Raw genomic sequence first — 14319 nt, forward strand, 5'->3', positions numbered from 1 at the left:
TTTTATGTCTGACCAACCCTCAATTTTCGTCATCGATTCCATGGCATATATTTTTCGTGCTTTTTACGGTATCCGCGCCAACATGCACTCCAAAGATGGACTCCCCACCAATGCCCTATTTGGCTTCATCAATTCGTTCGAAAACATTGTACGCGACTTTAACCCGAGTCATTTGGTTGCCGTTTTTGATGCTGGTTCAGAAACTTTTCGTAATGAAATGTACTCCGAGTACAAAGCAAATCGTAAAGAATGCCCCGAAGATCTCAAGCCTCAATTTGATTTAGTAAAAGAATATATTGCCTTACGTGGCATTCCCTTACTCATACAAAAGGGTTTTGAAGCGGACGATATTATTGCGACTGTCGCCAAACAAGCCACGGGTTCACACATCAAAACTGTCATTTGTTCTGGCGATAAAGACTTAATGCAATTAGTGAATGATCACACACTTATTTGCCACACTCATAAAAATAATTTGATGATTGATGCCGAGAAAGTTATCGAGATCATGGGTGTACGCCCCGACCAAATCGTCGACTACCTCTCCATTTGTGGTGATAGTGCCGATAACATCCCCGGCCTCCCAGGGATAGGTCCAAAAGGTGCTGCTAAGCTATTAGCTGAATTCGATAATCTCGAAACAATTTTAGCTAGCCACGATAAAATCAAAGGCAAAAAACAATCTGAAACAATTCGCGAAAAAGCCGACCTCGCCATCCTATCAAAATCTCTCGTCATTCTCAAAGACGAAATGACTCTTGACAAATCTTATGACGAACTCGTGCCCTCACAACCAGATTTCGATGGCTTAGCAGAATTCTACGAACGTATGGGTTTCGCTCGTTTCCTACGTGACCTCCCCAACATCAAAGCGAGCTACGAAGGCAATAGTAAACCAACCCTCAAACAATCCTTGAGCGCCGGTGGACCAGTAACTTTACGAGTCGAAACCTTTGCTCCTCGTCCTTTTCAACATGAGATCCTCAAACTCAAAGCCGAGTTCGAAAGTGGATTGGAATTTGATGTCTTAGAAGAAATGAATCACTTAGGCAAAAATCCTGACGAGATTTTTATCGCCCTCAAAAATGCTTTCATTAACTGCGACCTCACTTTAGCTAGCGAAAACCACACCGTCATTCCAGAAGATCTTGATAGCAAAAGGAAGTGTACTCTAACTTGGGAATGGTTAGCCGCTTCATGGCTACATAACATTGAGCTCGGTCTCGAACAAATTGCTTCTCATCACATGCCTTTGATTCAAGAGCCTCTATTTCTTGATGCGAAATTCGCAGAATTATTAGCGACTGCAACAGTTGAATACAATTCACAAAGACACAGCTACAACATCGTCAGTTCTATCACTGAACTAAAGGCCATCTTAGCTGAAATTAGCAAAGCTCAACTCCCCGTTTCTTTTGATACAGAAACCACAGGACTAGATGTGCGTAGCGCGCAAATTGTTGGGCTTGGCTTAGCTATCCGTGATCACCATGCTTGGTACATCCCTTTTAATGGCGATCTCGACAAAAACGAAATCCTTGCCCAACTCACGCCCTTCTTTGCCAATCCTGAACTCAAATTTTTTGCGCAAAACGCAAAATTCGACCTCCAGATGTTACACTATGCTGGCATTGAAGTTAAAAACATTGACTTCGATACTTTAGTTGCCTCCTTTATCTGCAATCCTTCACGTCAATTCCACGACCTCGATTCACTCTCACTGCACTACCTCAATTATCGAAAAATCACCACCGAGTCACTCATTGGTAAAGGTAAAAAGCAAATCTCTATGGCCGACTTACCCATAGAAAAAGTTGCGACTTACTGCTGCGAAGATGTCGATATTACTTTGCGCTTAAGAAATGAACTCGAAGCCGAGCTTCACCGTCGTGACCTTCGCAATTTATTTGACGAGATGGACATCCCACTCATCCCCGTATTAAGTCATATGGAGAATAATGGCATAGCCGTTAACCTCGCTACTTTAGAAAAAATCTCTGCAGACTTTAGCCAAGAACTCAAAGTCTGCGAAGAGCAAATCTATGCTTTAGCTGGACATGAATTCAACATTAATTCCCCTAAGCAAGTGGGCGTCGTACTCTTTGAAGAAATGGGTTTAAAAGCAGGCAAAAAAACAGCCACTGGTTATTCCACAAGTGCCGATGTTTTGGAAAATCTTGCTGCAGAATCAGAAATCGTTCGCAGCATCTTACGCCATCGTACCTTGAGCAAACTTATTTCCACCTATGCTGAAGCACTACCCAAAGAAGTCAGCGAACTCGATCAACGCATTCACACGCGCTTCTCGCAAACTACAGCCGCAACTGGACGCCTTGCTTCAACTCAACCAAACTTACAAAACATCCCCACTCGTACTGCCGAAGGCAAAAGTATTCGCTCTGCCTTTGAAGCTCCCGAGGGACATCACTTTATCTCATGCGACTACTCACAAATTGAATTGCGCATCATGGCGGAACTCAGCCAAGACCCCGGCCTACTGGAAGCTTTTCACAATGACTTTGATGTCCACACACACACCGCCTCACTCGTTTTCGAGACCGAACTTGATCAGGTCAGCAAACAACAGCGTTACGCAGCCAAAGCAGTGAATTTTGGTATAATGTTTGGTCAAGGCCCCTATGGACTCGCCAAAGAAATTGGTGTCAGCGCCGATGAAGCGAAACAATTCATTTCAAATTATTTCAAGCGTTACCCAGACGTTCAAAAATTCATGGCAAAATGTGTTGATGATGCTCGTGAAAAAGGCTATTCAGAAACCTCCTTTGGCCGTCGTCGTTATTTGCCCGAAATGCTTTCTTCCAATGGACGTATCCGTTCAGGTGCTGAACGAATCTCAGTCAATTCCCCGATCCAAGGAACTGCGGCAGACATCATCAAGATTGCCATGATCAAAGTTGCTAAGGAACTTGAGAAGCGCCAACTTAAATCAAAAATGCTTCTACAAATCCACGATGAGCTTCTCTTTGAAGTCCCCGATGATGAACTCGAACTCATGCAGGAACTCATTCCACAAATCATGACTGATATACCACAAATCAAAGTCCCTTTAAAAGTTGATTGTGCTGTCGCGAAATCTTGGGATCAATGCGATTGATTTAAGTTCTATTTCTTGATTATGACTATGCTAGAAAAGATGGGCTATGACAAAGCCCTCTTCCCCTTCAATTCTACTGAACTCAGTATATTCGAGCAATGTGCTGATCAAATAAATAATCTCGAACTTGAACAAAGAAAAAATGTCTTTGCTTTATACCCTAAACTCAGAGTCTTAGTCAATCAGGCTTTACTAAAATGTGGGCTCAAGCTCATAACGACAAATTATTGTTTTTATATCGAAAAAAATATAAGCCAAAACTGGCCTCTAGCTCTACATCAGGATTTAAACTTCCCTAGCTACTTAGACGAAGATCAAGATCAAGACCTACAGAAAAGTGGTGTTTGGTTTAGACTTAATTTAGATAAAAGCGATCAGTTCAGCGGCGCTTTAAAAGTGATCCCAAAAAGCCATTTGGATTCGGGCGAGAAGGAAATAAGCTTTCTCAACAACGAGGCCGGCGAAGTCATTTTATTTAAACCCCTCTTATTTCACGGTTCAAATAAAATGACTCATGAACAAAGAAGACGCGTCTTCCAAGTTCTATGTAAAAAAATATAAGCTTAATGAAAGCTAATTACGCCTGAAAGAAGACGCGTTCAAGGCCGAACCACTGCTCACCTTCTGGGGTTCCTGGAAGACGCTTCTGACAAGGGTCTGTCTCCTTCCACCAACGAAGTGTTTCTTCATCCTGAGGGAATTTTCCCATGTCACCCTCTAAATCCGTGCCAATGTATTCAAAAAAGCTAAACAAGTACTTCTTACCAGCAATCGGAGCCACAAAAATATTGTAGTTACGCATATTACATTCATGGATTTTTGCCTGAACACCTTCCCACACATTCGCGTGCAGCTCACGGTAATAAGCTTCTTTCTCTGTGTCTAATTCAATCACAGATCCGAATCTTTGAATTCCATCTTTATCCACGGCTTCTTTGGGGTTCGTAGAACCATAAATTGCTTCACTCATTTCTCAGTCCTTGCTTAGTTTGATTTGATCTTCTCAATGTCTCTTTTTTCTATGTATTTTACAAGCTTGTTTAGTCACCAAAATTTCTAAATAGACTTTTGTCAAAATTTCGATCAGCAAAAAATGAAAGTCTTACAGACAAAAAAAGCCTCACTTCAAAAGAAGTGAGGCTCAGTAAATCAGTTTTTAGTAACGTTTGTTACGGTGGTGATGGCCACCATTTCTCTCTTGGTGACGAGAGCCTCCGCCTCTGCGGTTCCCCCCACCTTTATTACCACCACGTTTCTGAGCAAACTTACGTTCATTATGCTTTTTATCGTGATCATCAGTCATTCCTTCTGGTGGAACTTCTGCAGGTAATTGCATCTCGATATAACATTCAATTTCAGGAAGTTCAAAACCACTATTTTCATCTGCAAAGCTAATGGATTTACCCTTTGCAGAAGCACGGCCAGTACGACCAACACGGTGTACGTAATCTTCCGGTTCATAAGGCAACTCATAGTTAACAACGTGACTAACATCATCAACGTGAATACCACGCCCCGCCACATCAGTTGCAACCAAGACCTGCACAGCGCCTGAACGGAACTCTTCTAAAATACGCATGCGTTTCTTTTGTGGAACATCGCCGGTTAATAACTCTAATTTATCAACGCCATACTGATAAAGCCTATCTGCTAGGCGTTCACAATCAAATTTGCGGTTAGCAAAAATAATCATGCGCTTCACCTCTTCATTTTTGAGGTGCCATAAGATCACGTTCTCTTTTTGATTAGCCGTTACAGTGTAAACTTTTTGCGTGACGTTCTTAGAAACAATTGTTTCTGGATTGATTTCGACTTTCTCATATTTTTCGTTGAGCCAGCTCGATGCTAAATCAAGTACAGATTGATTCAAGGTTGCTGAATAAAGCTGCGTAATTCTTTTATCACGCCCAGGAAGGTAACCAACAATTTTTCTAACATCAGGTATGAAACCCATATCGAGCATGCGGTCAGCTTCGTCAATACAAAGGAACTCAACTTCGCGCAAGTTAATCATCTTGCGACGATGGTAATCCATTAAACGGCCAGGTGTTGCCACGGCAATATCAACTCGACCGCGAAGAATCTGTGCTTGCTTATCAAAATCCATGCCGCCAAAGAAAGTCTCAACGCGAATATCGCAATACTTACCTAAGCCCACTGCATCAGCGCCAATTTGAAGCGCTAGCTCACGTGTGGGGGCCAAGATAAGTGCACGTGGTGTACCCGCTTTAACTTCTGATTGTGGGTTATTGACAAAGTGATTGTACATGGAAATCAAAAATGCCGCCGTTTTACCCGTACCAGTCTGTGCCTTAGCCGCTACATCCTGGCCTTTCAATGAAATTGGAAGCACACCTTCTTGAACTGGAGTACAAAATTTGAAGTCCATTTCGTAAATAGCTCTTTGAACTGCTGGACACAAATCCATTGAGAGAAATGCTTTCTTGCCTTCTTCCACTGGGATTTCCGTGGGTGCTACCCAAGAATTATCAGTTTTGGCCGGCGTTAGTGGCGTTACATCTACATGAGCTGATTTGTGTGATTTCTGATTATTATTTTTAGGTTTAGAATCGCGCTTCTGATTATTCTTGTTATTATGATTTTGCTTACGGGGCTGATCTTTTTTCTGCCCATGCGACGATTGATTATTCTGTGATTTTTTCTGCTCGTCCTGCTTATTATTCTGACTCGAGCTTTGTTGGGCTTGGGGCTTACTTGCCTCTTGCTCTTTTGCAGGCGTTGATTCGCCTCCAAAAATTTTCTTTAAAAAGCCTAACAATATATTTCTCCGATTTTTTATTAATTCGCTGAATCTAGGGGGGATATGCCTATTCTACAAGCCCCTACACTTGTCCAGCCTACTTCACTTGAACTTATTATCGCACTTTAAAAGTCATAAGGCGATTATTAAGTGACAACGACTTCTTTAGCAACTGAATTCACTGACGAGGAAAAACCGCTCCTGCACCTTTCTTTTCGATCCCGCCCTTCTCCATACTCACTTCATAGTAGACAATTAAAGCACCTTCATGAACCACTGCCGTCGCTTCTAATTCGTATTTCCAACCATCTACTTCACCAGATGTTTCCAAAGGCTTGTTGAGTTTTACTCCCGTCGCCGGGAACTCCACTCTCGAGCCATCATTCAATTTGTAATAACACTCAATGCTATAGGCTCCATCATAAATTTCATACGCAGTCAAACGCCAATTCGGATCACTTTCGACTGGCGCAAAAAAGCTACATGACATTAAGAAAAATAGACTAAAGATACATAATATTTTTTTCATTTACTTACCTAATTTTTAAAGTTGCTAAGCCCACGGCGGCACATATAGCACCAATAATCCAAAAGCGTGTGACAATTTGAGTTTCAGACCAACCTTTCTTTTGAAAGTGATGATGCACGGGAGCCATCAAAAAGATGCGTTTACCCCCAGTTGCTTTGTAATACAGGGTTTGCAACAAAGAAGAACCCGCTTCCATCACAAAAACTCCACCAATGATCGGCAAAATCATTTCCTGCTTAACGATGATCGCCATAATGCCTAAAGAACCACCTAAAGCCAAACTTCCCGTATCACCCATAAACATCGCCGCGGGTTTACTATTGTACCACAAGAAACCCATACAGGCCCCAACAACTGCCGCACCAAAAACTGCCGCTTCACCACAACCCTTGATATAAGGCGTACTCAAATATTCCGCATAGTCCACATTACCGCACAAATAAGCGATTATCATATAACTCATCATAGCAATGATCATTGCCCCCGTTGCTAAGCCATCCATGCCATCACTAATATTCACGCCATTACCAGTTCCCCAAAGCACAAAGACACCATAAATCATCGCAAACCACATGGGCATATACAACAAGGCTTCTTTCATAAAGGGAATAGTTAAAAGCGGTGCACTATCACGTGTGTCCGGCGCACGATAAAGAATAAAAATTGCGGCAATCGCAATAATCATTTCTGCAAACAAACGCAATTTTCCCGAGACCCCATCTTTACCCAAAGGCCCTTGCATTCGTCTTACTTTTCGAAAGTCATCCCAAAAGCCCAGCAAGCCAAAACTCAACATCACCATGAGACAGAGTCGAGTCACCATAAGATCGAGACGAGCCCACAGTATCGTGGAGACAAACACGGCAATGATAATCAGAATCCCGCCCATTGCTGGAGTCTTACCCTTTATTGCGCACAACTCTTCTTCAGAGACAAATCCCGCCAAACGCTGTGGAGCCACGGCAAACTCCTTCAAGAAGCGAATCATGACTGGTGCAAAGACCACCACAATTAAAAAGGCGATCAAGGCTGCACCCGCAGATCTGAAAGTTAAATATTTAAAGATCCTAAGTGGAGAATCCTCGTATTGACTCAGCCAATAAAGCATGTTTAATCCCTAAGTTTATGATAAATTTTTTCCAATTGTATACCCCTTGATCCCTTAAAAAACAAGGTCTCATTTGTATTTATGCTTTGCTTTAAATATTCCCCGGCTTCAGTACTATTTAAAAAGGCTTTTTCACCCTGATGAACTTCCTGAAAACATTCTCCCACAGTGAGTAAATCAAAACCCTGCATTGCTTTCGCTTGTTCCAAAACCTCTTGGTGATACTTTTTTGCCATCGTCCCCAACTCAAGCATATCCCCCAAGACCAAAATCCCTGAAGAATACACTTCCTTCACCCATGCAAGAAAAGCTTTTGTACTTTGGGGATTAGCGTTATAACAATCCAAGACAAAAGTCTGCTCCCCGACTTGCTCAGTCTTCATGCGCATCCCGGGTAATTCTATGGAGGCAATTTGAGATGATAAATTTTTGATATCAAAAGAAAACTCTTGCTGATAGTTTTCGAGCAGAGCTAAGCAGGCACAAATATTGAGAAGCTGATGTTCACCGCTTAAAGAACTTTCTAGATTTAATACTTCACCACTCTTTAAACGTACCGAGAACTCACTTTTATCTAAAGCTAAATCATAATTCAATAAGCACACATCCGCAGTCGTTTCTTTACCGAAAGAAATAATACTTATATCACTTCGATCCTTCAATGCTCGCTTAATGCGTGCTGATAAGTATTCAGGAACCACCGCTATACCATCTGCATTCATATATCGGAAAATATCAATTTTCTCTTCAAATATGGCGTCTTCGTTGTCAAAGTTGCCAATATGCGAAGCACCTACTGAAGTCAGTATGGCAGCATGGGCTACAACGATCTTTGCGAGATCCGCAATTTCCCCTGGATGATTGGTCCCCATCTCTAGACTAAAGAACAACTCATCACCTTTGAGGCGCACAATATTTTGCGTAACTCCAATGTGGTTATTCGTATTGCCTAAAGTACTCAATACTCGATTGGGAACGATAGCCTCCAACAAATGACTCAAAATTGCATTCGTACTCGTTTTCCCTGAGCTACCCGTGATTCCAAACCTCTTAGCTTTTCTTTGTTTCTGCAGTAAATAGCGTCCTAATTTTTGCCAAGCTTCTACCGTGTCGGAGACTTTGATCATCGCCACAGAATCTAGACTTAACAACTCCATTTCTTTCGAGATCACCAAAACACGCGCGCCTTTTTCAACGGCTAAATCCAAGTAATCGTGAGCGTCGTAATTCTCTCCCTCAAAAGCAAAAAAGACTGCGTCATTTAAATCCTTGCGTGTATCACTTTCAAAAGCTCGGTAATCATCATAGCTTGTGTCGCTTACCAACACCTCTCCACCCACTGCTTGGCACAGCTCATTAAAGTCCAACATTAACTCTCTTCCTCAATAATTTTTCTACATAAACTACGATCACTAAAATGAACCCTGTGATCTTTAAAAATTTGCACTTCTTCATGCCCCTTGCCCGCAATAACAAGATAATCTTCACTTGCTAAGCCCTCGCAAACACTGCGAATAGCTTTTTCGCGATCCAGTATAATTCGCGCTGGCTTTCTTTTTGCTGATAATATTTCTTCGACAATTTTCTGGGGATCTTCACTGCGTGGATTATCATTCGTCAGAACAACTTCATCAGCTAAATCCGAAGCCTTGCCCATTCCTAAGCGGCGCCCGGGATCCCGATCTCCTCCACAACCAAATACGAGATGGAGTTTCCCTTGACAATATTTGCGAACTTCGCAAAGAACTTTTTCTAAAGCTTCTTCTGCATGAGCAAAATCGACTATAATTTTTGCCCCATTTTTTTTCTCGAAAAGTTCCATCCTACCGGGGATGCCTGGAAAAATCTTCATCGCTTCTTCTATTTCTGCCAAGCACTCATTACCCAAGAGTTCTATCACCAGTAGAATTGCTCCCGCTGCATTATAAATATTGTATTCTCCCAAAAATTGAGGCAAAGCAATTTCATGCCCTTCGAGTTTCACTGATTGACTCAATACTTGGCAGTCACTCTCAGCCTTCTGCGCAAATGTCTTCACTTGTGAATTCAATAATCTTTGGCCATGCTCATCGTCGCTATTCACCACCTGAATCTTTGATTCATATTCGTCAAAAATTTTTCTTTTGGCGGCAAAGTAATTCTCCATAGAGCCATGATACTGCAAATGATCTTCACTTAAATTTGTAAAAAGAATCGCTTCAAATCCTAAGCCATAGAGGCGCTGCTGATCTAAGCCATGGCTCGAAGCTTCTAAAACGATGTATTCCGCTCCCTGCTGATGCATCTCGTCAAGAAAAGCATGTAATTCTTCCGGGCCTGGTGTCGTCAAAGAGCTTGCCTTCACCTCTCCAGGCAAGCCATGCCCCAAAGTCCCCATGATGGCACTTCGCTTGCCTAATTGATTAAGCAAGTAATTAATAATAAACGCCGTGCTAGATTTCCCATTGCTTCCCGTCACCGCAATGATTTTTAATTCATCTTTGACTTCATCATGAAATAAACTCGCCAGCAAAGCATTGGCTTTACGTACGTCATCAACACAAATCTGGGGTATCGCCACATCCAAAAACTCATCACAGATAAAAACGGGCGCGCCCTTGGACAAAGCCTCGGTAATAAAGGACTCACCATTTTGCTGGTGACCTTTCAATACGGAAAAAATATATGATTCTTTTATTAATCGTGAATCGGCGCTAAAGCCTAAGAACTCATCCGCTAGTGGTGCACTCACCCTTGGGTTCAAGGATGCCAAACTCGCTAAAACTTCTTCACTTGACTTCATCAGTAATTTCGTCGGGTAAGTCGGGCTTAACATTTAAGTAACGTAAAGTTTTCTCTGCAATTCTTCTAAAAGTCGGTGCTGCTGCAGTTCCACCATATCGGTATTTGTATGCGGGCTCATCCACCACAATCATCAGTACAAATTCCGGATTATCTGCTGGCGCATATCCGACAAATGAAGCGACGTGAATTCGGTTAGAATAAGCATTGTTAACCCATTTCTGTGACGTTCCCGTTTTGCCCGCCACATAATAACCTGGCACATGCGCTTTTGGCGCCGTCCCTCCATCGCGTGTCACTGTCTTCAAGGCATTCGTCATTCCTTGCGTAACTCGCAAGGGTAAAACTCTTCTTTTTAGCACCGGTGGATACTCAATCACTTCCCCCGTGTCTGGCTTCTTTACTTTATCCACCACTCTGAGCTGCATCATATTGCCATCATTAGCAATAGCTCCCCAAGCCTGCATCATTTGCGGCACTGTAACCGCTATCCCCTGGCCGATCGACATACGACTTATGGATAAACCATCCCACTTGTCCACATGGCGAAATATGCCTCTTGATTCAGTACCAATATTTAAACCCGAACGTTCACCAAAACCAAAGCGACGCAAACCCGCATACATCGCATTCTTCCCTACACTAAGAGCCAATTTTGCCGTCCCAATATTACTAGACTTTTGAATCACCTGCCAAATCGGTATATTCCCATAATGGTGCCCCGCATCCCTCAAAGGCTTGCCTGCGTGATACCACATGCCATCCTCACAATCAATGCGATCATTAAAAGAATAATTCCGCAAGCCCATGACCACAGAAATACTGCAGGCCTTCATAATTGACCCCGGCTCAAAAACATCCTCTAGCAAGCGATTTGCATATTTATCACGAGTCATGGTAGAACGATCGTTGGCATTGAAAGTGGGTCTTTGCGCCATCGCTAAAATCGCTCCCGTGCGTGGATCCGTCATCATTGCGTAAACTGATTTACATGGTATTTCTGCGACGAGCCTATCCAACTCTTCTTCCATAAATGATTGAATCGGTTCCGAAATGGTCAAATACACATCCCAGCCATCTTTGGGATTGACGCTTTTCAAAGTCTGCAACTCTTTGTTCCGACGTGAGCGCTCAATAACCACTTCCCCACTCGTTGGCGTCATCTGCTTATTGTACTTCGACTCTATGCCCATAGCTCCATCGCCCGTGTGGCTAACAAAGCCCAAGAGATTTGAAGCTAGATTATTTTTGGGGTAGAAACGACTTTGCGACTCTTTATAATGTAAGCCAGGCAAGCTCATCTCACGCAACTTCATCACCTTATCAATAGTGATACCCTTGGCGACCACAACTTGAACGAGTTTTTCGTTTTCAAAACGCGGTCTTAACGCAGCATCACTCACACCCGTTTCTTTTTTGAGTATTTCAAAAATCTCCCATTTCCTAGCACCCATATGCCTAGGCTCCGCAAAGACTTCATAAGTCACACGAGTCATGGCTAAAATATTGGGAGCGGGAGAACGAGTGGAGTCAAAGATCATCCCACGACGACCCTTGGATAGCCTCTTGGAGGTGTATTTTTTTTGCGCTTTGCTCAAAAGCTCATCATGACGATGAACTTGCACATAATAAAAACGCGCCAACAAGACAGAAAAGAACATAAGGGCCAAAGTCGTAACTAAGACCAAACGTGCTCTAAATCCTTGGCGCATCTCTATTTATTAAGGTTGAACAGTCGTAACAGCGAGCTGACCTTCAGCATTCATCTGCTGCTCTAATGGATCAACTGGATCTTGAATATGGTAAAGCTCTGTTACATAACTAGGATTGGGAGAATGTAAATTTAAATTGTACTCTCTCACCTTTCTAAAAATATAACTACTTTGAGTCTTCTCTTCCAATTGCGCCTGTAAGTTGATACGACGAACCTGAGCCTCGTGAAGAAGTTTCTTTTGCAAAGTTAACTCAGACTGAATTTTATCTTCATGAGTTTCCATATATAAATAACCAAGTGCTAAAACTAACACCAATAAAGCATCAAAGATTAAGAGCCAGCTTCCACCGAATTTCGTGTCTTTCTTATTTTTCATTTACTTATCCTCTTACTATTAAATTTTTTCTGCTACACGTAGTTTGGCACATGCAGCACGAGTATTTTCGGCAAGCTCATTCGACTCAGCGGTCAAAGGCTTCCTAGTTATAATTTTCACTTGTGGCTTGCGCCCACAGACACACACCGGCATATCCGGAGGGCAGTCACAACTAATCGCTTTTTCCTTAAAGAATTCTTTCACCATGCGATCTTCTAAGGAATGAAAACTAATGACCGCTAAGCGTCCGCCCGGTTTAAGTAGATCGAATGCCGCTTTCATGCCGGATTCCAAAGCACCTAGCTCATCGTTAACGGCAATTCGCAAAGCCTGAAAAGCTAGTGTGGGCGCCGGATTCCTTTTACGACGATTGCGATTCACGCAAACACGATCCGCTAAACCCGCCAATTGCTCAGTGTGGGTGAAGAGTTGCTTCTCACGATCTGCAACAATGGCTTTAGCTAAACGGTACGCCTCTTTCATTTCTCCGTAGTCACGGAATATTTTGGTTAAACCCTCTAAGCTTTCCTTATTGAGGATCATCGAAGCCGTTACTTTAAGGCGACGATCCATGCGCATATCCAAGGGTCCATTTTCGCGATAGGTAAAACCGCGGCTCGCCTCATCTAAGTGATGTGAGCTAACGCCAATATCCATCAAAACACCATCGACTTGATTCCACTCGGAGTTATCTTGCAACTTATCCAAATCACGAAAGTTTAAACGCTTGCTCTGAAAGCGATCGCCAAATTTACTCAAGCGTTCTGCCGCAGCGCGCAAAGCATTGTCGTCACAGTCAAGCCCTAGCAGTCTTACGCCTTCATCACTCGAAAGAATCATAGAGCTATGCCCACCGCCACCAAGAGTGCAATCGATGTACTTACCACCCTCATGAGGCTGCAAGCCCTGGATCACTTGATCAGCTAAAACAGGTATGTGATGAAAGTCTGGCATTAGTTATTTTCTCCGAATAAATCATCTAAACTGACGTCTTGATTCATCAAACCATCTAGCATTGCATAGGGATCCATCTCATCATCTTGTTCAGTTTCCCATTGTTCCTTGGACCAAATTTGTGCAGTCGTTACAGCGCCGACTAAAACCGCTTCGCCTTTGATACCCGCATAATCTTTCATTTTAGCTGGCAAAGGCACACGTCCTTGCTTGTCGCACTGAACCTCTTGAATCTTGGCACCAAAGGCCGCCAGCGCTCTCGCCATCTTAGGGTTTGTAAAAGAAACTTTTTTTAGGCGCTCCCTCAAAACAGCAAACATGTACTCAGGGATGACTTGGATCATTTTTTCCTTTCCAGGCAGAAGGTACAAACGAGCTCCTTCCCCACCTCTCCAAGAGCGGGGAATCGCAAGCCGGCGTTGAGTATCGACCGAATGCTCGTACTCGCCAGTAAATATAATCTCGTCAGATTGCATTTGTAACTTCTTTCACCTATTTAAACCTATTTCCTCCTAAACTACCCTATTAAGCACAAAACATCAACTAGCTTCCACTATGAAAATGAATTTTATTTGAAATATTTTTTTCTACCGAAAAATTCGCAAAGCCCTTAAAAACAGCCATTTTCAAAAACTTAAGCCCTCCAAAAACCCCGTTTTAGACTCCGCCCCTATCCGCCCCTAGGAGTACATAGAATTTTAAATTCTCAATTTTTAATTTTTAATTTTGGATTTCACTTTGGTATCACAGGCGTCCCGCATGCTTCATACTTTTCTTTTCAATAAACTTCACACCATTCGCCCGTCGATGGCTGGCAAGCCTCGCTGGGAAGGGGACAGAGTCCCCAAACTACCTACATAAATTTAACTTCTCCCTACGCCTTCTACCGCCTGGTCGAGAAATGGCAATTCCTCGCGGGGTGTATGAGGGGCAGCGCTCCCTCATATCATAATCCCAAAACATCTCTATCCCCCCACCCTG

Annotated in this window: 12 protein-coding genes; 2 read left to right on the plus strand and 10 right to left on the minus strand. The window is 42.8% G+C overall.

What is annotated here, in order from left to right; genetic code table 11:
• Nucleotides 1-4: 4 nt before the first annotated feature.
• Entirely contained in the window at nucleotides 5-3115 is a 3111-nt protein-coding gene (gene polA / locus PQO01_RS21490; RefSeq protein WP_274316282.1) for a DNA polymerase I, read from the plus strand.
• A gap of 27 nt (nucleotides 3116-3142) precedes the next feature.
• Nucleotides 3143-3676 (plus strand): phytanoyl-CoA dioxygenase family protein, encoded by a 534-nt coding sequence (locus PQO01_RS21495; protein ID WP_274316283.1) that lies wholly within the window; start codon nucleotides 3143-3145, stop codon nucleotides 3674-3676.
• A 16-nt stretch (nucleotides 3677-3692) separates the two neighbouring features.
• Here PQO01_RS21495 and PQO01_RS21500 read toward each other — a convergent pair whose 3' ends face one another.
• The 10 genes from PQO01_RS21500 to PQO01_RS21545 form a co-directional block, all read right to left on the minus strand.
• A complete protein-coding gene (locus tag PQO01_RS21500; RefSeq protein WP_274316284.1) occupies nucleotides 3693-4085 on the minus strand; it encodes an L-rhamnose mutarotase in 393 nt (130 codons plus the stop codon).
• A gap of 186 nt (nucleotides 4086-4271) precedes the next feature.
• Entirely contained in the window at nucleotides 4272-5894 is a 1623-nt protein-coding gene (locus tag PQO01_RS21505; protein ID WP_274316285.1) for a DEAD/DEAH box helicase, read from the minus strand.
• 160 nt (nucleotides 5895-6054) lie between these two features.
• A complete protein-coding gene (locus tag PQO01_RS21510; protein ID WP_274316286.1) occupies nucleotides 6055-6405 on the minus strand; it encodes a hypothetical protein in 351 nt (116 codons plus the stop codon).
• Between the two features lie 4 nt (nucleotides 6406-6409).
• Entirely contained in the window at nucleotides 6410-7513 is a 1104-nt protein-coding gene (gene mraY / locus PQO01_RS21515) for a phospho-N-acetylmuramoyl-pentapeptide-transferase (protein WP_274316287.1), read from the minus strand.
• Nucleotides 7514-7515: 2 nt separating this feature from the next.
• On the minus strand, nucleotides 7516-8883 hold the full coding sequence (locus tag PQO01_RS21520; protein ID WP_274316288.1) for a UDP-N-acetylmuramoyl-tripeptide--D-alanyl-D-alanine ligase: 1368 nt from the start codon (nucleotides 8881-8883) through the stop codon (nucleotides 7516-7518).
• On the minus strand, nucleotides 8883-10295 hold the full coding sequence (locus PQO01_RS21525; RefSeq protein WP_274316289.1) for a UDP-N-acetylmuramoyl-L-alanyl-D-glutamate--2,6-diaminopimelate ligase: 1413 nt from the start codon (nucleotides 10293-10295) through the stop codon (nucleotides 8883-8885). The genes PQO01_RS21520 and PQO01_RS21525 overlap by 1 nt, the downstream gene beginning before the upstream one ends.
• A complete protein-coding gene (locus PQO01_RS21530; RefSeq protein WP_274316290.1) occupies nucleotides 10282-12006 on the minus strand; it encodes a peptidoglycan D,D-transpeptidase FtsI family protein in 1725 nt (574 codons plus the stop codon). Before PQO01_RS21530 ends, PQO01_RS21525 begins: the two co-directional genes overlap by 14 nt.
• 9 nt (nucleotides 12007-12015) lie before the next feature.
• A complete protein-coding gene (locus tag PQO01_RS21535) occupies nucleotides 12016-12384 on the minus strand; it encodes a hypothetical protein (RefSeq protein ID WP_274316291.1) in 369 nt (122 codons plus the stop codon).
• An 18-nt stretch (nucleotides 12385-12402) separates the two neighbouring features.
• A complete protein-coding gene (rsmH, locus tag PQO01_RS21540) occupies nucleotides 12403-13338 on the minus strand; it encodes a 16S rRNA (cytosine(1402)-N(4))-methyltransferase RsmH (RefSeq protein WP_274316292.1) in 936 nt (311 codons plus the stop codon).
• On the minus strand, nucleotides 13338-13814 hold the full coding sequence (locus PQO01_RS21545) for a division/cell wall cluster transcriptional repressor MraZ (RefSeq protein ID WP_274316293.1): 477 nt from the start codon (nucleotides 13812-13814) through the stop codon (nucleotides 13338-13340). The genes rsmH and PQO01_RS21545 overlap by 1 nt, the downstream gene beginning before the upstream one ends.
• Nucleotides 13815-14319 lie beyond the last annotated feature (505 nt).

It is taken from the genome of Lentisphaera marina (assembly GCF_028745505.1).
Classification (GTDB): Bacteria; Verrucomicrobiota; Lentisphaeria; order Lentisphaerales; family Lentisphaeraceae; genus Lentisphaera; species Lentisphaera marina.